This is a genomic window from Gemmatimonadaceae bacterium, from assembly GCA_020851035.1.
Classification (GTDB): domain Bacteria; phylum Gemmatimonadota; class Gemmatimonadetes; order Gemmatimonadales; family Gemmatimonadaceae; genus JACMLX01.
Genome location: JADZDM010000005.1, coordinates 218,987 through 239,877 on the forward strand (window position 1 = coordinate 218,987; position 20,891 = coordinate 239,877).

At 67.4% G+C, this 20,891-nt stretch carries 18 protein-coding genes; 3 read left to right on the forward strand and 15 right to left on the reverse strand.

All coding sequences use genetic code 11. From position 1 onward, the window contains the following. Positions 1-53: 53 nt before the first annotated feature. Together IT355_04730 and IT355_04735 are read left to right on the forward strand one after the other, a co-directional pair. Entirely contained in the window at positions 54-1,490 is a 1,437-nt protein-coding gene (locus tag IT355_04730) for an insulinase family protein (GenBank protein ID MCC7052548.1), read from the forward strand. Then, positions 1,487-2,821, forward strand: coding sequence for an insulinase family protein (locus IT355_04735; protein MCC7052549.1), 1,335 nt, complete (start codon positions 1,487-1,489; stop codon positions 2,819-2,821). The genes IT355_04730 and IT355_04735 overlap by 4 nt, the downstream gene beginning before the upstream one ends. Before the next feature lie 33 nt (positions 2,822-2,854). On the opposite strand, the gene IT355_04740 is transcribed toward IT355_04735, so the two are convergent. Beyond that, positions 2,855-3,421 carry a hypothetical protein gene (locus IT355_04740; GenBank protein MCC7052550.1) on the reverse strand — a complete coding sequence of 189 codons (567 nt, stop codon included), beginning with the start codon at positions 3,419-3,421 and terminating at the stop codon, positions 2,855-2,857. A gap of 48 nt (positions 3,422-3,469) precedes the next feature. Further along, positions 3,470-4,084, reverse strand: a complete 615-nt coding sequence (locus IT355_04745) for a type II toxin-antitoxin system PemK/MazF family toxin (GenBank protein ID MCC7052551.1) — start codon at positions 4,082-4,084, stop codon at positions 3,470-3,472. Between the two features lie 56 nt (positions 4,085-4,140). Here IT355_04745 and IT355_04750 point away from each other — a divergent pair, with 56 nt between their 5' ends. Beyond that, positions 4,141-4,278, forward strand: a complete 138-nt coding sequence (locus tag IT355_04750) for a hypothetical protein (protein MCC7052552.1) — start codon at positions 4,141-4,143, stop codon at positions 4,276-4,278. Between the two features lie 305 nt (positions 4,279-4,583). Here IT355_04750 and IT355_04755 read toward each other — a convergent pair whose 3' ends face one another. The 13 genes from IT355_04755 to IT355_04815 form a co-directional block, all read right to left on the reverse strand. Beyond that, positions 4,584-7,178: a DEAD/DEAH box helicase family protein gene (locus IT355_04755; protein ID MCC7052553.1), complete on the reverse strand. Its 2,595-nt coding sequence runs from the start codon at positions 7,176-7,178 to the stop codon at positions 4,584-4,586. Between the two features lie 176 nt (positions 7,179-7,354). Beyond that, positions 7,355-9,142 carry a site-specific DNA-methyltransferase gene (locus IT355_04760; protein MCC7052554.1) on the reverse strand — a complete coding sequence of 596 codons (1,788 nt, stop codon included), beginning with the start codon at positions 9,140-9,142 and terminating at the stop codon, positions 7,355-7,357. Positions 9,143-9,176: 34 nt separating this feature from the next. After that, positions 9,177-10,448 carry an ATP-binding protein gene (locus IT355_04765; protein ID MCC7052555.1) on the reverse strand — a complete coding sequence of 424 codons (1,272 nt, stop codon included), beginning with the start codon at positions 10,446-10,448 and terminating at the stop codon, positions 9,177-9,179. Between the two features lie 154 nt (positions 10,449-10,602). Next, positions 10,603-13,410 carry a DEAD/DEAH box helicase family protein gene (locus IT355_04770; protein MCC7052556.1) on the reverse strand — a complete coding sequence of 936 codons (2,808 nt, stop codon included), beginning with the start codon at positions 13,408-13,410 and terminating at the stop codon, positions 10,603-10,605. A gap of 81 nt (positions 13,411-13,491) precedes the next feature. Further along, positions 13,492-14,109, reverse strand: a complete 618-nt coding sequence (locus IT355_04775; GenBank protein ID MCC7052557.1) for a bifunctional phosphoribosyl-AMP cyclohydrolase/phosphoribosyl-ATP diphosphatase HisIE — start codon at positions 14,107-14,109, stop codon at positions 13,492-13,494. After that, a complete protein-coding gene (hisN, locus tag IT355_04780; GenBank protein ID MCC7052558.1) occupies positions 14,102-14,887 on the reverse strand; it encodes a histidinol-phosphatase in 786 nt (261 codons plus the stop codon). The genes IT355_04775 and hisN overlap by 8 nt, the downstream gene beginning before the upstream one ends. Next, entirely contained in the window at positions 14,884-15,639 is a 756-nt protein-coding gene (hisF, locus tag IT355_04785; GenBank protein ID MCC7052559.1) for an imidazole glycerol phosphate synthase subunit HisF, read from the reverse strand. The genes hisN and hisF overlap by 4 nt, the downstream gene beginning before the upstream one ends. Positions 15,640-15,646: 7 nt before the next feature. Then, positions 15,647-16,189, reverse strand: a complete 543-nt coding sequence (locus tag IT355_04790; protein ID MCC7052560.1) for an imidazoleglycerol-phosphate dehydratase — start codon at positions 16,187-16,189, stop codon at positions 15,647-15,649. After that, entirely contained in the window at positions 16,186-16,899 is a 714-nt protein-coding gene (locus tag IT355_04795) for a 1-(5-phosphoribosyl)-5-[(5-phosphoribosylamino)methylideneamino] imidazole-4-carboxamide isomerase (protein ID MCC7052561.1), read from the reverse strand. Before IT355_04795 ends, IT355_04790 begins: the two co-directional genes overlap by 4 nt. After that, positions 16,896-17,501: an imidazole glycerol phosphate synthase subunit HisH gene (hisH, locus tag IT355_04800; GenBank protein MCC7052562.1), complete on the reverse strand. Its 606-nt coding sequence runs from the start codon at positions 17,499-17,501 to the stop codon at positions 16,896-16,898. The genes IT355_04795 and hisH overlap by 4 nt, the downstream gene beginning before the upstream one ends. Beyond that, positions 17,498-18,583 carry a histidinol-phosphate aminotransferase family protein gene (locus tag IT355_04805; protein MCC7052563.1) on the reverse strand — a complete coding sequence of 362 codons (1,086 nt, stop codon included), beginning with the start codon at positions 18,581-18,583 and terminating at the stop codon, positions 17,498-17,500. The genes hisH and IT355_04805 overlap by 4 nt, the downstream gene beginning before the upstream one ends. Continuing rightward, complete coding sequence (gene hisD / locus IT355_04810; protein MCC7052564.1) at positions 18,580-19,890, reverse strand: histidinol dehydrogenase; 1,311 nt, start codon at positions 19,888-19,890, stop codon at positions 18,580-18,582. The genes IT355_04805 and hisD overlap by 4 nt, the downstream gene beginning before the upstream one ends. Continuing rightward, positions 19,887-20,744, reverse strand: coding sequence for an ATP phosphoribosyltransferase (locus IT355_04815; protein MCC7052565.1), 858 nt, complete (start codon positions 20,742-20,744; stop codon positions 19,887-19,889). Before IT355_04815 ends, hisD begins: the two co-directional genes overlap by 4 nt. Positions 20,745-20,891 lie beyond the last annotated feature (147 nt).

Sequence of the window (20,891 nt, forward strand, 5' to 3'; positions counted from 1 at the left end):
ATGTCCCGAGTCCGGGTGGCGCAATGCCCGCAACACAGCTCCCCCGCCCGTCCGTGACCAGATCCCGCACCACTCCGCCCGTTCGCCTCGCCGCCACGCGCTCCGCCGCGTTGTTCCTCGGCGGCCTCCTCCTCGCGCTCGCTGCGCCGCTCGGTGGCCAGCGGGCCGAGCTCGAGCGCGTGATCAAGCGCACCGTGCTCAGGAACGGGCTCGAGGTGATCGCCGTGGAGAACCACGGCATCCCGATCGCGACCGTCGAGCTGAACGTGAAGAACGGCGCCTTCACGCAGCGCCCCGAATACGAGGGGCTCGCCCACATGTACGAGCACATGTTCTTCAAGGCGAGCAAGGCGTACCCGAACGCCGAGGCCTTCGGCCAGCGTGCGGCCGAGCTGGGGGCGCGCTACAACGGCACGACGCAGGAGGAGCGGGTGAACTACTACCTGAGCCTTCCGTCGGACAGCGTGCGTGGTGGCATCAGGCTGATCGCCGATGCGGTGCGCGGTCCGCTCTTCCTGCCCGAGGAGCTCGCGCAGGAGAAGCAGGTCGTCCTCGGCGAGTATGACCGCAACGAGGCCTCGCCGGGGTTCGAGATCATGCAGCGCCTCGGCGCAGCGCTGTATCCCGGCAACTCCAGCCGCAAGAACACCATCGGCAACCGCGAGGTGCTGCGCACCGTGACCCCGGAGAAGATGCGCTTCATCCAGGCGCGGTACTACGTGCCGAACAACATGGCGCTGATCGTCACCGGTGACATCAACCCGGCGCAGGTCTTCGCGTATGCCGATTCCGTGCTGGGTGCGTGGCCGCGGGGCGCGGATCCGTTCACGGTGGATCCCATCCCGCCGATCCCGCCGCTCACCGCGCCGCAGGCCATCATCGCGGAGGCGGAAGTCGGTGCGGTGACGGTGCTGATCCAGTGGCAGGGACCCAGCGTGCGGCGTGACCGGGCGAGCACGTACGCGGCGGACGTGTTCTCCGACGCCCTCAACACGAAGGGGTCCCGCTTCCAGCGGCTGCTGACCGACAGCGGACTCTGGACCGCGGTCGGCGTGAACTACTACACGCTGGACCAGGTCGGGCCGATCACCATCAGCGGCCAGACCTCGCCGGAGCGGCTGAGGGAGGCCCTCGCGGTGCTGTGGCGGGAGATCGAGAAGCTGGATGATCCGGGGTACTTCACGAGCGCGGAGCTGGAGGCGGTGAAGGCGCAGCGCGGCACCGACAACCAGTTCGGCATCGAGAAGACATCCGAGCTGACGCACACGATCGGCTTCTGGTGGGCGGTGGCCGACCTGGACTACTTCATGGGGTACGTGGACAACATGGCACGACAGACGCCGCTCGACCTGCAGCGTTACGCTGGCCGGTTCATCGTCGGCAAGCCAAGCGTCACGGGTGTGCTGATCAGCGCGGAGGACCGCGCGCGGCTCCGGCTCACGCCGACGGACGTCGTGGGCCCCGTGAAGGGTGCGAGGGTGGCGCCATGATGCGCACGGTCGGTCGTGCCGCGCCGCTCGCCCTCCTGCTGGCCGGGGCAGGCCTGCTGCTGCCGGCGCGCGCGGCACACGCGCAGCGGGCCGCCGACTCGGCGACGGTCGCCTTCGAGGTGAACGGGCTGCAGGTCATCCACCGTCGCGTGACGGCCAACGAGGTCGTGGCTGCGAACCTGTACCTGCTCGGCGGCGTGTCGCAGGTGCCGGCGTCCAAGGCCGGCCTCGAGCTGTTGCTGCTGGAGTCGTCGGAGCGGGGCACGCGCAAGTACCCGCGCGAGGCGCTGGAGCGGAAGATGGCGCGCCTGGGGAGTGCGATCGTCGCGTCGCCGTCCATCGACTGGACGATGGTCGGGGTGCGCAGCACGGTCACCGCATTCGACTCCACCTTCGCGATCTTCGCCGATCGCATCATGCAGCCGCGCCTCGATTCGTCGGAGGTGGAATCGGTCCGCACCACGATCATCAGCGGCGTGCGCCAGCGTGGCGATGATCCCGAGGCACTCCTGAACACCTTCTCCGACAGCGTGTCGTTCGCCGGCCATCCGTACGGGACCCCGCCGCTGGGCAGTGAGGCGACGCTGCGGGCGATCTCGCTCGCCGACCTCCGGCAGTGGCACCGCACGCAGTTCGTCACGTCGCGCATGCTGCTGGTGGTGGTGGGCGACATCTCGCGCACGCGCCTCGAGGCGATGGTGCGCGCGACTCTCGGCACGATGCCGCGGGGGGAGTACCGCTGGGCGCCGCCGCTGGTGCCGGCGCCGCGCGCCAGCTCGCTCCACGTGATCGCCCGGCCGCTGCCGACCAACTACCTGCAGGGCTACTGGGTGGGGCCGCGCGCGGACAGCCGCGACTACCAGCCCATGCGCATCGCGATGGCGGCCCTCGGCGGCCGGCTGTTCACGGAGGTGCGCGTGAAGCGGAACCTCACCTACGCCGTCAACGCCCCATTCGTGGACCGTGCCGTGACGGCGGCGGGGCTGTACGTGACGACCACCCAGCCCGACTCGGTGCTGGGGATCATGCGCCGTGAGGTCGAGGCGATGAAGCGCGGGTTCATCGACCCCGAGGGGCTGCGCCTGCTGGTGCAGCAGTTCATCACCGAGTTCTTCCTCGACAACGAGACCAACTCCGACCAGGCCACCTTCCTCGCGCGGTCGGAGCTGTACCGAGGGGACTGGCGGCTGGCCGGCCGCTTCGTGGATGAGCTGCGCAAGGTCACGCCGGAGGACATCCAGCGGGTGGCGCGGCAGTACCTCAGCGGCCTGACGATGGCATATGTCGGCGATCCGCGGCGCGTGTCGGGGGCGCGGGTCACGACGTTCTAATTACTCCATGCAGCATTGTTCACTCGGGGAGGCTCACATCGTCGCACTCCAGTGACCACGGCAGTTGATGGTGTACGCAATCGGAATCTGCGCCGCTGGCCTGCTGACCTTGTTCCGCATGCACACAGCTCGCCGTGCGACAGCGCGAATGAGATTCGATTCTCCAAACGGGAGCGTGAATGAATAGATGTGAGTCGCGCTCCCAGATGGGTGCAGCACTGGCAATGACCTGGCGATGAGCGCTGTGCGGTCTTGGGTCGGCACGAAGGTGAGACCGCCGATCTGAATTGTGGTCCGCGACCGACTGATGCCCCGCTTGAAGACAAGAGCGGTGGATCGTACACAGAGATTGCCGAGCGCAACCGGCATGCTGCATAGGTGACTCGTCTCAAACTCAAGTTGCAGCCAATACTGGTAGCGAGTCTCGCTGCCAAATCCAGCGAAGCCTGCGATGAGCACCGTCACCGTCCTCCCGCACTCCGAAAGCTTGACCGCCTTGACAGTCGTGCGGCGCGGTGAGACTGCGTATTCCTTGAATTCTGCCTTGGTCGTCAGTTCGCCACAGTCTCGTTCTGCCCCACGCCTATCGATTTGCGTCATGGTGTCTCCAGTTTGAGTGATTGCTTTGTCTTCGCGCTACCGCAGTCGCTATGAGGCGAGCTGCACATCAATGCCCAGCGCCCGCCGGACACGACGCAAGAAGTCCATGGTCAGCGTTGCACTGATCCTGCGTTCGTCGAACACGATTCTGTCACGCGCCACCGTGGTGAATCGCAGTTGCGGGTTGCCGTGCGCATACTCCGCCACCACATGCCATCCCGCGTCCCCGCCGTCGCGGCCGATCACATCGAACACCACGCAGCTTCCATCAGCAAACACCCCGTCAACCCGGGCGAGCCGTCCCTGCAGTGGCCCCGCGTCAGCGCGTGACATCGTGGCCAGCTCACGCAGAAGTGTCCGGAGCTTGCCCTCGTGCAGCCGGCCAATCGGTGCACTGATCTCGGAGAGCGGCACTGTGTACAGCTGCGACAGGTCAAGGATTCGAGCCTGATCCAGTCCTGCCGGCGTGTACCGCCGGAGATCGTTCGGTTGGAGAAGCACGCCGGTGGTGAAACCGTTGGGCCGACGCAACGGGGCTGCAATGGCCAGCCCGGTGCTGTGTGCGTACGCTGCGGTGCTGAGCACCACGCATGTGTGTGCTCCACCACTCAGCTTTCCAAGGATCGTGGTGTCAATCCACGCGCAATCTCCTGCACGCAACATGTCGCGCCTCCAATGTGATATGATTTGTGTGTGAGACCTGCTGAATCGCCTACAGCGTGTCTGGTACGCTGTTGCTGGAATTCAGAGATGCTGATTTCCATGTGCGTCTGTCCTTCTTTGCGCACAAACAAGCAACGGCGGCCAATCTGGCCGCCGCTATCTCAGCAATTCTGACAAACTGTGTGTACGTCTGACGCGTACTGTGCAGGAACGCACGTCAGAACTGAACATTCGCACAGTCAATTCAATCTGTTCTACGCTAGAACTTTGAATCACTACAAAATATGTGTTCTTCAAACTGAATGAGCGACTCAATTCCGAGTCGCTCAGAGTGTACAGTGTTCAGATCTATTCCTACTGACTTGAACAGATACTCGTTGAGTGAACATAGAGGGCAGTTGTCCGCCCATGCGTGTGCGCTCGACCCCGCGCCCGCCTGCGACGAGTATGATGGCTCGCCAACCCGCGCGCAAGCCCCACGAAACTCGAAGGCGCCGCGCTACTCCGTGCACCCATACTGCGCGATCAACCCCGGCAACGTCGCCAGTGCATTCAGCGCCGCATCAGGCACCAGCAGATATCGCCACCGCTTTCCACCATGCTGCGACGCATGCGCTGATGCATGCGTACACCACATCACCGCCGCACGCTTCTTCGCCTGCACCTCGGCTGACTCAAGCTCGTCCGGGTCCTTGATCTCGACCAGCAACTTCTCTGTCGCCGTCTCGACCACGAAGTCCGGCTGATACTGATGGTCCGCGCTCCAGAAGATGCGGATGTCCTGCCGCCCGGGCCGGAACCAGCGGAGTGTGGTATCGGCATCGTCCTCAAGGACCACGGCAAACCGGCGCTCACCATCGGACTCGAACTGCACCTCCGCAAACAGGCACCTGCCGAAGCCGATGAAGCGCATCTGTCGGATGCGTGAGCGGTTCGGCACCGCCTCGCGGAACGACGTGAACGGTTCGTCGCGTGCCACGGTGCGCGTGCGTCCGCTCAACAGCGCCCATCCGTGCGTGACCACTGGCTCGTACGATGCCGGCACGTCAATCCGATGCGCCCGCAGATGCGCGGCAACCTTCCGCGCGATGTCGCGCGAATAGAACGCCACCAGATTGTGCAGCTTCGTCTCATCGCCCTCGTACTGCCGTATCGCAGCCACCGCCTCGCCCGCTCGTGCGTACAACAGGTCGGCGTGCTCCTCGTAGTCCAGGTCAGGTTCGTCAATCAGCACGCGGATGATGTAGTCCTCGACCCGTGACTCGGTGGCTGGCAGGCCGACCGAGATTCGTTCGCGCTGGCGCGACTGCAGCTCCTGCACCACCAGGTCCATCTCGGGCATCACGAACCGAAGCCCGTCCGCTGACAGCGGTCCGTCACCATACGTCACCGTCGTCTCGCCCGACGGCTGCAGCAGGATGCGTGGCACATCGATCGTGGCGCCACGCACCGTTGCCGTCACGTCCGCCACGATCTTCTCCAGATCAACCGCAGGCGCGTCGATCGGCATCTCCATCTGCGCACCGGCAAGCCCGCTCCGGACCTGCGTCACGATGGCCTGCTGCTGCACCGGATCGCTCAGGCGTTCGCTGGTGGGCAGGGCCGATAGCGTGGAAATCACCTGATAGGCAACATGCGCCACCCGCTGCTCGGCCGGGTTGCTGTAGAACGGCTTCGGTACTGCCGGTGCAGGTGCTCCGCCGGCAATGGCCGATATGGGCGCAGGCGCTGCCACGGGGGGGGATCCCGCTGGCAGTGGTGCAGGGGCAGCCGGCGGCGGGGCGAACTGATGCGCGACGGTCGGCTGGAGCGTCACCGGCACCAGTGGCGCGAGCGCGCCCGGCGCATCCAGCAGCACCTCTTCGATGGCAAAGGGCGAGTCGCCCCGCTTCGCCTCCTCCACGATCTCGGTGAACCGGTCATGGGCCACGATCGTCAGGCGGTCCACGGCGTCCACACCGGTGTGCCGGCCATAGGGCAGGCGCAGCCCGCGCCCGATGGACTGCTCCACCAGCGTGCGCGAGTTCGCCGCGCGCAGCGGCACCACCGTGTAGAGGTTGGTGACGTCCCACCCCTCCTTCAGCATCTCCACATGGATCACGATCTCCGTCGGCTCGTCGGGATCCTCCACCCGCAGCAGCCGCTGGATCACCTCATCCTTCTCGGCGCCGGTGCGGTTGGAATGCACCGTGATCACACGACCGTTGTAGAAGCCCTTGTGGAAGCCATCTGATGAGATCAGCGCCTGCAGCTGCTCAGCATGTGTGGTGTCACGCGCGATCACCAGCACGAACGGCTTCACTCGCTTCACATTCTGCTGATCGGCGTAGGTGATCAGCTCGGTCTTCACCCGCTCGTGCAGCACGAGGGCGTCCTCGAGCTTCATCCGGTCCAGCTGTTCGGCGTCGATCTCGCCGGCACGCAGGTTCTGACGTCCAGCCACGGCCGGCTTCTTCACGAACCCGTCGCGGATGGCGGCGCCGAGTGGGTAGGAGTAGGCGATGTTTCCGAAGGAAACCACCCGCGTGCCCTCCTGCACCTGGGGCGTGGCCGTGAGCTCGATGCCCAGCAGCGGCTTGAGGTCATTCAGCGCACCGGCTGCCGCGCGCGCCCTGTAGCGGTGCGATTCGTCCATCAGCACCACCAGGTCGGGCAGCGTGGAGAGGTACTCGAAGTAGCTGCTGCCGATGGTCTCGTGCAGCCGGCGCATCCGTGATCCGTCCACCGTGTCGAACTTGGCCACGTTGAACAGGTTGATGTGCACGGCATCCTGCCCGAACAGCCCGCCCCCGCCGCCGCGCAGCCCGCGCCCCGTGTCCCAGTCGTCGCCGGTGATCAGCTCGGGGGGCGTGGTGGCAAACTCCGAGAGCCCCTCGAACACGTACTTCGGGGTGTTCGGGGTGAAGTCCTGCTTCAGCTTGTCGTAGATGGTGAGGTTGGGCGCCACCACGAAGAAGTGCCGCACCCCGTGCACCCGGTGCAGGTAGGCGATCTGCGCCCCCATCAGCCGCGTCTTCCCCACGCCGGTCGCCAGGGCAAAGCAGAACGACGGGAAGTCGCGGTCGAAGGCCTTGAGGCTGGGCACGCGCTCCACACACCGGGCCAGCTGTTCGGTGCGATCACCCGCCTTTACGGAGTTAAACGCACGCGGATCGGCGCCGGCTGTGGGCAGCGCGAGACATTCCGCCAGCACGCCCAGCCGCGCCAACGCCTCCCGCTGTGGAGCGCGAAGCGACAACCGGTTCGAGATATCGCGATGTGCGCGCTCGTTCACGCGTCCGCCGGGTTGTTGTCGGCATCGTCCAGCAGCGACGGCTGATTCCGCAGGACGGAGCGTGTGCCCGCCGTCTTTGCGGCCTTTTTGGCTGCCTTTTTTGCCGCCGGTCGCGCTGTCGTCCGCGACGCACGGGGCGCGGCCGGTGTGGCGTGATCATGATGATCCTGGTGATCGTCTTCGTCATCCTGATCCACATCATCATCAGCAGCAGCCGGCAACGACGCCACCTGCAGCGAGTAGTCATCCTTCCCAAACTCGCACCTGCCCAGCACTGCGTTCGGCACCTTCTTCAGCGTGAGGTTGGGCCACTGCTCGGCGTTCCCGCGCCACGAGCGGCATAGCACCAGCAGGGAGCGATGCTCACCAACGTCATGGCTCAGCCACTCCAGCTGCACGCTGTCGAGCGTCTGGGTGGTGGCGTACAGGTAGTCGGTATCGGTGCTGCGCCCCTGCTGCCAGAACACTTCCGGGCTGGGGTCGTAGCGGAAGCCTTCAAGCTTGCAGAGCGCCTCGGTCAGCATGGCCGCGTTGTACTCGCGGCTGACGACCCAGTTGCCCCAGCGGTCGCGTTCGAGCAGGGAGGGGGCGAGGCGCATGAAGCGGAAACCGCCACCGCCGGCCCAGCTGGTTTGCGTGGTGACTCCGCCCGGGTCGCTGCCGTCAATGACCTTGCGCAGGCGCGGTGCGCAGTGCGTCACGGCGTGGTCACCCAGTTCGACACCAATCCAGCGACGGTTCATTTTGTGTGCAACGGCGGCCGTGGTTCCTGAGCCGAGAAACGAGTCGAGCACGAGATCACCAGGATCCGAAGAAATCTGGATCACGAGTCGTAGTAGTCTCTCAGGCTTTGGTGTGTCGAATGCATTCTGGATTCCGAAGATTCCGTGCATTTCCTTCTTCGCTTCATCGGTGTGCCCGGCTTCTTCGTGCGGCCACCAAGTCCACGGCACGAATCCATCTACCTCGTCGAGATAGCGAATGATATTGGGCTGGCTATTGCCGTTTTGCCCAAAGTAGATTCGCCCCGCATCGCGAAGCTTCAAGTACTCAGGCTCTATCGTTGACCAGCAGCGCCCTTCTGGAGGGAGGTGGGTAGCTCCTCCAGGAGCGGTGATCGTGTACATCTGATTGGGCCGATAGCCTTGCGCAGTCATGGGAATCGGGCGCCAGCGACCGCGCGGATCATTGTTCGGATTCTTGTATATCCTTGCTTGATCTTCCGTGATCGGAACCTTGTTCCTCACTTTCTTGAATCGGTCCGGATCCTTCGCGTAGACAAGCAGGTAGTCGTGCGCATCGCCGATCGCTTCGCGATTTTCGCGGGAGTAGCGCTTCTGCCACACGATGCTCGCGACGAACTGCCGACGGCCAAAGACCTCATCACAGAGGACTTTGAGATAGTGCGCCTCGTTGTCGTCTATCGTGATCCAGATGCTACCATCCTCCGATAGCAGCGTTCGCAAGATCTCCAACCTGTCACGAATCAGCGTCAACCACAGCGAATGCTCCACCCCATCATCGTAGTGCTCGAACGCACTCCCCGTGTTGTACGGCGGATCGATGAACACACACTTCACCTTGCCGGCATACTCCTGCTCCAGCGCCTTCAGCGCGAGCAGGTTGTCGCCCTGAATCAGCAGGTTGTCGAATCGGTCCGACTCGCTCACCCGGTGGCTGGCGTGATATGACAGCGCCGGATCCTCCAGCAGGATGCGCGGCTCGAGGCGGGGGCGTTCGTCCTTGCCCACCCAGGTCAGTCCCAGCTTCTGTGAACGAGTCATGCTGCCAATATCGTGGAAGGGTCTGACAATATGTTCACTTGGAGAAGATCAACCGGCTCATGCCTGTGAGCACATACCGTGTGGCCTGGCCTCCGGTGCGCGGCAGTGCCATGGCGTACCCGCGGCGCATCAGCCAGGCCAGCGCCTGGGACACCGCCGGCTGGCTGAGCGACCAGAGATCGACCAGCGTCTTCTGCGTCTGCTCCGCCTCCGGGTCGGTATTCCCCCACGCCGTGAGCTGCTCGGCGCGAACATCCTCGCCGAGGGAGTCCAGCTCGTCGCGGTAGCGCTGCTGCAGCGCGTGGCGCAGCTCGTCGAAGGTGAGCGGGCGCCGAGACCCGGCCAGACCAATGTTCGGCGCCACGCCATCCTCCAGCGCCTTGAGCAGGCCGCGCAGGTCGCCCCGGTACAGCGTATAGATCGTCGTCACGGCGTCGTCGCCTACCGGCGGGATCAGTGGCTCGCCGCCCCGATGCAGGTGGTCGTACCGCGCGTGCAGCATGGCGCGCAGTTCGTCCAGCGACATTGGGGGCAGGGGGATCACGCTGAAGGTGGTGCGCACCTGGGTCTCGCTCAGCGCCGCCTGCACCGCGTCGGCCGTCCCGGCGATGATCACGTGCAACCCGTTGTGCATCAGCATCGGGTCGCGCAGGTCGCGGAGCACCTGGCCTGCCCGCGTCGCATCGGCCTCGGAGAGGTTCTCGAGGTTATTGATGTGCAGCACCAGCCCGTGGGCATCGCTGGTGGCCACCAGCCGCATCAGGTCGCGGAGCACCCGCGGGCCATCGATCAGCATCTCGCGCGGGCCGGTGGTGCTGATGCTCTGGCTGGCCGAGGCGCCAAAGCCTGCCGCCGAGAACCCGCCGCCGCGCAGTCGTTCCCGGGACGCGCGCACCAGCACCTGGGCATCCTGCATGGCCTGGTTGTCCACGGTGGCGGGCCGGTTGGCGAGGATGATGTCGTAGACCGCGCTCAGCACCCGCCCGAAGAGCCCTTCGGCCGTTTCGTCGGCCATGATCGCCACGAAGCCGTCGGCGGTGAGGTAGCGCAGCTCGAGTGCGCGGGCCTTGAACTGCTTGACGAGGGTGGTCTTTCCGATGCCCGGTGGGCCGGCGATTGCCCGGCGCGAGGAGCTCTGGCCGGCGCCTTTGAGTCCGTTGAGCAGGACCTCCAGCTGATAGTCCCGTCCCCGGAACAGGGTGAGCGGATGAGCCGAATCGCCGTCCCCGAGTGGGTCCTGCCAGTAGGGGGAGGACTGTAAGTTGAAGAAATTCCAGAGGTTAGGGAGATTTTGGAGTTGCTGCATGCCGTCCCTCGGTAGTATTTGCGTGTCGTTTAAAGTCGCAAATGCACCACGCTTATTTGCTGTTTGTCGAATAGAAAGGAAAGGCGATCCCGTCCATTCGTCAATACGCAAATACATCCGACATATCCGTCATTCCGTGAGGCGGACAAATAGATCAGGAGAGAGCCCACGAGAGTACGAACCGCTCGTCCCAAACCGACGACATCGCCAACTGGCGCTCCACCGCCTCGATCAGCTCGTCGCGCCGAGCGATGATCCGATCCTGCGCCTCGAACAGCTCGCGACGGGAGGCGTTCCGGCGCTGTTCCAGCGCCTTGAGGCTTCGCTGCAGCTCCAGCTTCTCCGCCAGCGTTTCGGCCAAGCGGGCTAGGCGGCGCACTTCGGCAATCTGCTGATCGAGCTGCTTCAGCTGCTGCTCCAGCGACAACCGCAGGTCGTCCGCCCACCGGTCGAGCTTGCAGACTTCCTCGTCGTACCAGGCGCCGTTCCGGCGCTCCACCGCGTGGAGCACATCCCGCGTCATTGCCCCACGCGCTTCGGCCAGCGCGTCGGGCACCGGCCGCAACTCCACGTGCTCCGCCAGCGCCGGGACTGCCAGCAGACGGCGCGCCTGTTCCACATCCAGCACCTCGCCGGTGGAGGTGATCGCAGCGACCACCACGTGCGCCTCGGACTGGAGCGAGTCCACTTGCAGCGCGCCACAGACGAGCCAGCCGGTGGTCCCCTTCAAGGGCGCCAGCGATGCCGCCGCCGCCGAATCGGTGCCGAGCGACAGAGACACGGCACCGACCGGGAGCGCGCGGGTCGCCGCCGCCTCGATGCATGCCACCGCCAGCGGATGATCGGAGCGAAAGAAGTGATCCCCCCGCGCCTCGGCCGACGGCCAGAGCAGGTGGTACCACCCCGGCTCCGCATGGCCGCCCCGATACTCGAATCGCGGTTCCGCGTCGCTGAACGTCGCGTCACCGCGCAGTTCATGACGGGCCAGATCCCAAAGCAGCCGCTGGTGGATGGCCAAGGCAGACTGGGCCTTGTCACGGTGCACCTGCAGGCGGGTGCGCACATCATCGTCGAAGTGTTCGAGCACGGCGCGACGCGTTGCCTCCATGCGGTCGGCGATCTCGGCTTCGAGTTCCGCCTGCAGGGCATCGAACGCCGCCTCGATCTCGTCGGAAGTGCGGCAGCTCTGGTACACGCTGGCGATGCGGCGCTCCACATCAACGCCGCTTTCCAGCGCACCCAGCACGCCGTCCGACGCCCCGAACACGCCTTCGAAGAGCCTGAACTTCGTCGACAACAGTTCGAACACCCGACGGTCCGCGGCGTTGGCCACGTTCACCAGGTTCAGCACCACCACGTCGTGCTGCTGTCCGTAGCGGTGGCAGCGCCCGATGCGCTGTTCGATGCGCTGCGGATTCCAAGGCAGATCGTAGTTCACCACCAGGGAGCAGAACTGCAGGTTCACCCCTTCCGCCGCCGCCTCGGTGGCCACCAGAATCGTCGCATCGTCGCGGAACGCATCCACGATGGCGGTACGCGTGTCGGCGGCCCGTGAGCCGGTGATGCGCGTGGAGCCGGCGTTCCGCACCTTCCAGGCGTCAACAAGTGCCCGCGATTCTGGATCCGTGTTCTGGCCGTTGAGCGTGACCACCTTGCCGTTGAACCCGTGCCGGTTGAGCAGCCGCACCAAGTACTCCTGCGTGCGGCGCGACTCGGTGAAGATCACGGCCTTGCGCTGCGCACCGAGTCGCTCGGCCTGCGCGAACGCCACCGCAAGCGCCGCCAGCAGGGCATCGCCCTTGGCGTTGGTGGTGATCCCTTCGGCCAGTTCAGTGAAACGCCGCAACTCATCGATCTCCGCCGCGAGGCGCTCGGCGGGATCCGACACGTGATTCTCGACGCCCGGCTCCCACTCCTCACTGATCTCCTCGAACGCGTCGAAGTCGTCGGTCAGGCCGAGCGCGGGCTCCGGCAACTCGAAGTCACCCCGTTCCAGCCGATCGAGCAACGATCGCAGGGTGGCGGCGATGGCGAACGACGACGATGCCAGCAGTCGCCGCAGCATGAGCGTGAGCAGTGCCCTCTGACCACGGGGAATTGCGACGATGTCAGCACGCTGGAGGTACTCCGAGACCAGCTCGTACAGCCGTTGCTCATCAGCCGACGGTTCGAAATCGTAGGTGATCGGGATGCGGGTAGTGAATCGCACGTATTCCCGTACTTGTGAGCGCAGCGTGCGCGTCACCACATGGTTCAGGCGCTGTCGCAGCTCGGCCGCATTGGCGGCGTTCAGTGCGGTGCCGTTGCCGAACCGGGCACGAAACGATGCCTCGTCGCCGAACAGGTGCGGATCGACGAAGCTGGCCAGTCCGAACAGCTCGATCAGCGAGTTCTGGAGCGGTGTTGCCGTGAGCAGCAGCTTGGGTGCATGGGCGGTTGCGTCACGCAGCGCGCCGGCAATCCGGCTCGACGAGCGATACACGTTGCGCAGCCGGTGTGCTTCATCGAAAACGACGAGATCCCACAGCACATCTGCCACCGCCGCAGCGCGCTCGGCAGCGTACTGGTACGAGGCGACCAGCACGGCGTCGCCTCCGTCCATTGGTTGTGCCTTGCGGTCCAGCAGGCGCACGGGGAGGCCGAACTTGCTTTCGAGTTCGCCGATCCACTGGGTGCGCAGCGATGCGGGTACGACGAGCAGGATACGACGCCTGCGCTCGGCCCACTTCTGCGCAATGACCAGCCCTGCCTCGATCGTCTTGCCGAGTCCCACTTCGTCGGCCAGGATCACGCCGCGCGTGAGCGGTGAACGGATCGCAAAAAGCGCCGCGTCCACCTGATGCGGGTTCAGGTCAACGCGGGCATTCGCGATGGAGCGGGTCAGGTCAGTGGCGGAGCCACTGAAATCGGATGCCGTAAGCCGGGCGGCCCACCAGGCAGCGTGATAGTTGGTCCAGGTCACAACATGAGTTTAGTGATTCGATGCTGTCCTGACGCCGCCAGCTTGACGCCCCGGAGCCAGGTATCGTCAGCGAGACCGCCGTCAGCCCTCCGCCGACCGTCGGGCCAGCTCCTCGCGCACGTCGTCGAGCCTGATGCCGAGTGCCCGGAGCGCCACGAGGGTGTGATAGATCAGGTCCGCCGCCTCACCGGTGGCGCGTTCGGCATCCCCATCGGCGCAGGCGAGGACGAGTTCGGCCGCCTCCTCGCCCAGCTTCTTCATGCGCAGGTTGCGATCATCGAGCAGCCGTCGCGTGTAGCTGAGACGCGGTGACGTATCCACGCCGGCGCGCGCGTCGATGATCTCGTCGAGCGCCGCGATGGCATCGGGCGGCGGCGGCGATGCGCCTTCACGCGTGAAGCAGGTTGCCGCCCCCGTGTGGCAGGCAGGCCCTTCAGGAATCACCAGTGCCAGCACGGCGTCCGTGTCACAGTCTGCAGTGAGCGACACCAGGCGCTGCGTGTTGCCGCTGGTCGCCCCCTTGTGCCAGAGCCCGCGCGTCCGCGAACGGTAGTGCATCTCGCCGGTTCGTACCGTGGCGTCCATCGCCTCGCGATCAGCGAACGCGATCATCAGCACGTCGCCGGTGATCGCGTCCTGCGTGACGACCGTCACCAGGCCGTTGCCCTTCTCGAAGTCCAGCGTGTCCAGATCAATCATCGAGGCCGGGATCTCCACCCGGGCAGAGGATGTCGCGCACGGCGGTGTCCAGTGCGGCGTTGGTCGCGATGCTGTCGCCGCCGAAGGCGGTCGGGCGCCCGCGGAAGTCGGTGAACACGCCACCGGCCTCCTCGACCACCACCTGCACCGCGGCGGCGTCCCACGGGTTCATCAGGTCGTCCACCATCACGTCGGCGCGGCCTGTTGCCAGCAGCAGGTAGCCGTAGCAGTCGCCCCACGTGCGCACGACGCGTGCGCGGCTGGCGAGGTCGTTCCAGCGCGCCTTGCGGCGGGGACGATCCCGGTACCGCTCGTCGGTGGTGAGCAGCACGGCCGACGACAGGTCCGCGGTGGTGGACACCTGCGTGCGTGCGCCGTTGAACCACGCCCCCTCGCTGGTCGCGGCGACGACGATCTCCCGGGTTGGCGGGGCGTACACGGCACCGGCGAGCACGGTCTCCCCCTCCACCACCGCCACCAGGGTGCCCCATAGCGGCACGCCGGCGATGAAGCTCTTGGTGCCATCGATCGGGTCGAGCACCCAGCGTCGCGGCGCGTCGGCGCCCTCGAGGCCGAACTCCTCGCCGAGGATCCCGTCACCGGGAAAGTGCGCGCGGATCCACTCGCGCGCGGCGGTCTCGGCGGCGCGATCGGCGTTCGTCACGGGCGAGCCGTCGCCCTTCACCTCGATCTCGATCCGCTGGCGGAAGAAGGCATTGGCGGTGTCGCCCGCGAGCGTGGCGAGTGTGTGAACAGCCTGCAGCAGTGGACTGGTCATCGGACCACCAGCCCCGTGGCGCGCATCGCGTCCTTCAGCGCGCCCACCGTCGTCACGCCGTCGTGCAGGATGCCTGCCACAAGCGCGGCATCGGCATGCCCCTCGGCCAGCACATCCACCACGTGTGACGCGGTGCCGGCACCGCCGCTGGCGATCACCGGCGCCGCCACACGCGACGACACCGCGCGCATCAGCGGCAGGTCGTAGCCCGTGCGAGCACCATCGCGATCGATGCTGGTCAGCAGCACCTCACCAGCGCCGCGCGAGACGCACTCCTCGGCCCACTCCACGGCGTCCAGGTCGGTGGCGGTACGACCACCGTGGGTCCAGACCCGCCACGCGCCGCCGTCATCCAGCTTCGCGTCGATGCTGGCCACGACGCACTGCGCGCCGAACCGCTCGGCGCAGGCCGTCAGCACGCCGGGATCGGCGACCATCGCCGAGTTCAGCGAGACCTTGTCGGCGCCGGCGCGCAGGACGCGCCCCACGTCATCCGCCGTCCGCACGCCGCCTCCGATGGTCAGGGGAATGAAGAGCCGCTCCGCGGTGCGGCGCGCCACGTCGAGGAGCGTGGCGCGGTCCTCGGCACTGGCCGAAATATCGAGGAACGTGATCTCGTCGGCACCCTCGGCCTCGTAGCGGGTCGCCAGTGCCACTGGGTCGCCCACGTCGCGCAGGCCGGTGAAGTTGACGCCCTTCACCACCCGTCCGCCCTGCACGTCCAGACACACGATCAGCCGGCGGGTCAGCATGCGGACGTCACTCGGACACCTGCAGCGCCACGCTCCCCTTGGTGCTGAACACCGCCCCCGATTCCACGAACGCGTCGCGCACCGCCAGTCCCAGCGCCTTGAACGCCGCCTCGACGATGTGGTGTGTGTCGGTGCCCCGCAGGACGCGCAGATGCAGCGTGGCCTTCGCGTTGTCGGCAAAGGAGCGCATCCAGTGCTCCCAGATGCCGACCGGCAGCCGGCCGCGATAATACGGCCGTCCGCCGAGGTCCAGCGCGCACTGCACCAGCGCATCGTCCATCGGGATCGTGCGATCCGCGTACCGCGCCGCCGTCGGCGGCAGCTCGGCCGCGACCGCGGCGCCGATGCAGATGGCGACGTCCTCGATGAGGTGGTGGGGTAGGTCGCCGCGCGCATGCACCTCGACATCGAGGCCGCTGTACCGCGCGAAGGTGACCAGCATGTGGTCGAGGAACGGGCGCGTCGTGTCCACCGTGGCCAGCCCCGTGCCGCCGCGCGTGACCACGGCGCGGACCTGGGTTTCCCTCGTCTCGCGGACCACGGTGCTCATGCGCAGAACTCCCCGGCAATGGCGCGTGCGTCGAGTGCGCCGGTGTAGAGCGCCATGCCCAGCACGGCCGCGGCCACGCCGCAGTCGTCGAGGAGGCGCAGGTCGGTGTCGGTGGTGATGCCGCCGCTGGCGATCACGGGCAGCGCCGTGGACTCGGTGACCGATTCCATCAGCGCCAGGTCGGCGCCCTGCAGCAGCCCTTCCTTGTGGACCGCGGTCACCAGCACCCCCGCCAGGGGCAGCGACGACAGGCGTTCCATCGCCTCCGCGATGTCGACGTGGAGCGTCTTCGCCCAGCCGCGGGTCACGATCGTCCGGTCGCGCACGTCGGCGGCGACGATCAGCTGGTCCGGAAAGTCGTCGGCCATCTCCGCCAGCCACGCCTCGTCCTCGAGGGCGCGCGTGCCGACCACGACGTAGGTGGCACCGGCGTCGATGAGCCAGGTGATGTCGTCACGATCCCGCACGCCGCCGCCCACCTGCACCGTGAGGTCGGTGCGGTCGAGCAGGCGCTCGATGAGCCGCCGGTTGCTGCCACGGCCGGTGGCGGCATCGAGGTCGACCACGTGCAGGGCCTGGAAGCCCTTCGCCTCCCAGTCGAGTGCCACCGCGAGCGGGTCGGGCAGCCGGATGCGTTCGGCCGTGTACTCACCGCCCACCAGCTGCACGCAGGCGCCGTCGCGGAGGTCGATGGCGGGAATGGCGATCATGACAGCACCTCGCGCAGCCACGCGTGCACGAAGCTGACGCCCGCGCTGCTGCTCTTTTCGGGATGGAACTGCACGCCAGTGCATCGGCCGACGCGGATCATGGCGGGAAAGCGGTCATCTTCGTGCGTGCTCCACGCCACGACCGTCGTGTCGTCGAGCGGCCGGCAGGCATAGCTGTTCGCGAAGTATGCGGTGCGCAGCTCGGAGGCGTCGAGCAGCGGGTCGCGGGCGGGGCCGAGCTCGAGCTGGTTCCACCCGATCTGCGGCACCCGACGGGCGGCCAGCCGCGTGACCCGCCCGGCCACCACGCCGAGTCCCGCCCCGCCCCCTTCCTCGCTGGCGTCGAGGAGCACCTGCATCCCCAGGCAGATCCCGAGCGTCGGGAGGCCGCCGAGGATCGCATCGCGCAGGCACTCGCGCCCGGTCGTGCCCAGCGCGCCGGTGGCCGCCGGAAAGGCGCCCACCCCGGGCAGCACCATCGCGTCCGCCTGCACCGCCCGGGACGGATCCGTCTCCACGTGAACCTCGACACCGGGGCGCTCGACCGCCTTGAGCAGCGAGTGCAGGTTGCCGGCGCCGTAGTCGAAGACGCTGAGCCTCACGCCGTCCTGCCGGGCTTCCGCCTGCGCAGCACCGTGCCGAGCACCTTCACCGCCTGTGCCACCAGCGGCCACGGCCCGACGGAGATGCGCAGGCAGTCGCCCACGCGAGGCAGGTACGGGAACGGCCGGACTCCCACGCCGCGCTCGCGCATCGCAACGCTGGTGGCGACCGCGTCCGGCACCGGCACGCACACGAAGTTCGCGCTGGAGGGGATCGGGTCGAGGCCGAGCTTGAGCAACTCGATCGTCAGGCGATCGCGGTTCTCGACGGCGAGCTGGATGTGCTCCAGCACCCACTGCACGTCATCGCGCAGCGCGGTGGCCGCGACCCGCTCGGCGAGCGCGCTCACCTTGTACGGCCCCCGTGCCTTCTCCACCTCGCGCACGAGCGACGGGTGCCCGAGTGCGTAGCCCACGCGCAACCCCGCCAGCCCGAAGGCCTTCGACATCGTGCGCACGAGCAGCACGCGTGGGGACCGCTGCAGCAGGTCCACGTTCGAGACACCCGCGAACTCCACGTAGGCCTCATCGATGACCAGCAGGCCCGGCGCGTTGTCGACCAGCGTCTCGAGGGTGCGCCGCGCGACCAGTGCCCCCGTCGGGTTGTTCGGTGAGCAGAGGTAGATGATCTTCGCGCCGGTGGCCAGCAGCGCGTCGGCGTCCGCCTCATGATCCGGCAGCTCGGTGAGGAGCACGGAGCGCAGCGCATTCATCCGCGCGAGGATCGGCACCATCGCGAATGTCGGGTCGGGCGCGGCGACCAGGTCGCCGGCATCGCCGAACGCCCGCAGCGACGCGTCGAGGATGTCGTCCGAGCCGCAACCGGTGACGACCATGTCCGCGGTGACGCCGGCGTGTGCCGCGATCGCCGCCTTCAGGTCCGCGCAGTAGAGCGACGGGTACCGGGTGATCGTCGCGGCACTGCAGTCGCGGATCGCGCGGGCCGCCGCCGGCGGCACGCCCCAGAGGTTCGTGTTGTCCGTCAGGTCGAGGTCGACGGGCGCGCGTCGGGGGTCGTAGAGCGTGAGGTCGTCGTAGCAGGCCCGCGCGATGGAGAGGCGGTCCGCGGTCGGCACGGTCATGGGGTCGGGCTCCACTGCCGCGCGGCGGCGGCGTGATTCGGCAGGCCTTCGCTGTCGGCGAAACGTGCGACATCGTCGGCAAGGGCGGCGGCGGCGTCGGGGGTGACGCGCTGCCAGGAAGTCCAGCGGATGAAGTCCAGGGTCGAGAGGCCGGAATAACACCGCGACAGGCCACCGGTGGGAAGCACGTGGTTCGCCCCCGTCATGTAGTCGCCGAACGCCACGCTGGCGCTCTCGCCGATGAACACGGCGCCGGCGCCGCGGAGGGCGGCGAAGGCGGCGTCTCGAGACGCGGCGTGCACCGCGAGCAGCAGGTGTTCCGCTGCCCACTCGTTCGCGAAGGTGATCGCGTCCTCGAGCGTCCCGGCCTGCAGCACGCCGCCAGCCTGCGCGAAGGCCTCCTGCACGATGCCGTCGCGGCCGGCCACCGGGCAGCGGGCGTCGAGGGCTGCCAGCAGGGCCGCGGTGGCGCCCTCGCCGATGGTGACGCAGACCACCGCGGCGCGCGGGTCGTGTTCCGCCTGCGCGAGCATCTCGAGCGCGACCGCGTCCATGTCGCTCGACTCGTCGGCGATGACCAGCAGCTCACTTGGCCCGGCCGGTGAATCGATCGCCACGGCACCGGCGCACTGCAGCTTCGCCTCGGCCACCCATGCGTTGCCCGGACCGACGATGCGGTCGACGCGTGGCACGGTGGCGGTGCCATAGGCCATGGCCGCGACGGCACCGGCACCGCCGACGGCGAAGAGACGGTCGGCACCGGCGATGGCAGCCGCGGCCAGCACCACGTCGGTCGGGAGCCCGGTGGCCGACGGGGGCGAGCAGACGATGACGTCGCGCACACCGGCGACCTTGGCTGGCACGACGCCCATGACCAGCGAACTGGGATAGGCGGCCCGTCCGCCCGGCGCGTACACGCCCACACGGCGCAAGGGATCGGGACGGCGGCCGATCACGACACCGGGCTCCGTCTCGACCTCGACGGCGGTGGGAAGAAACGCGCGGTGCGCCGCGCGGACATTGCGCACCGTGCGCTCGATGGCGGCGCGGAGCGCCGGCTGCATGGCATCGCGCGCCCGGTCCCACTCGGCGCGGGGCACCTCGAGCGCCGACAGCGTGGCGCCGTCGAATCGGGCCGCCAGTGCCCGCAGGGCATCGTCTCCCTCCCGCTGCACCTGGGCGATGATGGTGGCCGTGCCGGTCCGGATGCCCTGGTCGGCGGAGGTCGAGCGATCGAACAGCGCGCGCCGGTCAGCGGAGCTCAGGGCGGACACCGGGCCGGAGAAGCGGAATCGCGGTGGGGTCATGGCATCAGGCGCTCGATGCGCGTCACGAGGATCCCGGTGCACCCCAGTTGCTTGAGCTGGCCGATGGTGCGGTAGATGGTGGCGGCGGGGACGACCGCGTGGACGGCGACCATCTCGCCATGGTCCATGATGTCGATGACCGTCGGTCCGTTGATGCCGGGGAGGATCGTCCGGACCTCGTCGAGCCGCACGCGCGGCACGTTCGCCATCAGGTAGCGGCGGCTGCGGGCCCGCAGGACCGAGGCCAGCGCGTCCACCAGCTCGTCGAGCACGACGCGGGCGGGGTCGCCCGGCGGGACGATGGTGATCAGCCGCGCCGACGACTCCAGGACGGTCGCGATCTCCGTGAGGCCGTTGACCTTGAGCGTCGAGCCGGTGGAGGTCAGGTCGACGACGATGTCGGCGATGCCGAGGTGCGGCGCGATCTCGGCCGCGCCGGAGACCGGGACGATGTCGACCGGGATGCCGCGCGCGGCGAAGTAGTCCGCCGTGATGCGCGGGAAGACCGTGGCGACGCGGGGCCGGTCGTGGAGGTCGTCGATGGACCGGAGCCGGCTGTCCTCGCGGACTGCGACCACGAGGCGGCAGCGTCCGAATTCGAGGTCGAGGAGCTGCTCGACCTGCCGTCCCGACTCCCGCACGAGGTCGATGCCGGTGATGCCGGCCTGCGCGGCGCCGTCGGCGACGAATTCTGGTATGTCAGCGGCTCGCACGAAGATGGCCTCGAACTCACCACCGAGGGACGCGGTGAGCGCGCGCTCCCCCTTGCCTCGAACCTCGAGTCCGGCGTCGGTGAAGAGCTCTCTGGCGTCCTCGGAGAGGCGGCCTTTGTTCGGCAGGGCGATGCGCAGCATGCGGTGTTGCGGTGGGTGGGGACAAAAACAGCGGCGGCCCGTCCAGACTCCGGACGGGCCGCCGCGATGTACGTGCCAGCGCGTGAGACCTACGCGAAGCACCACACCCGGACGACGCCCGTCGGGCGGCGACCATGATGGTGGTGG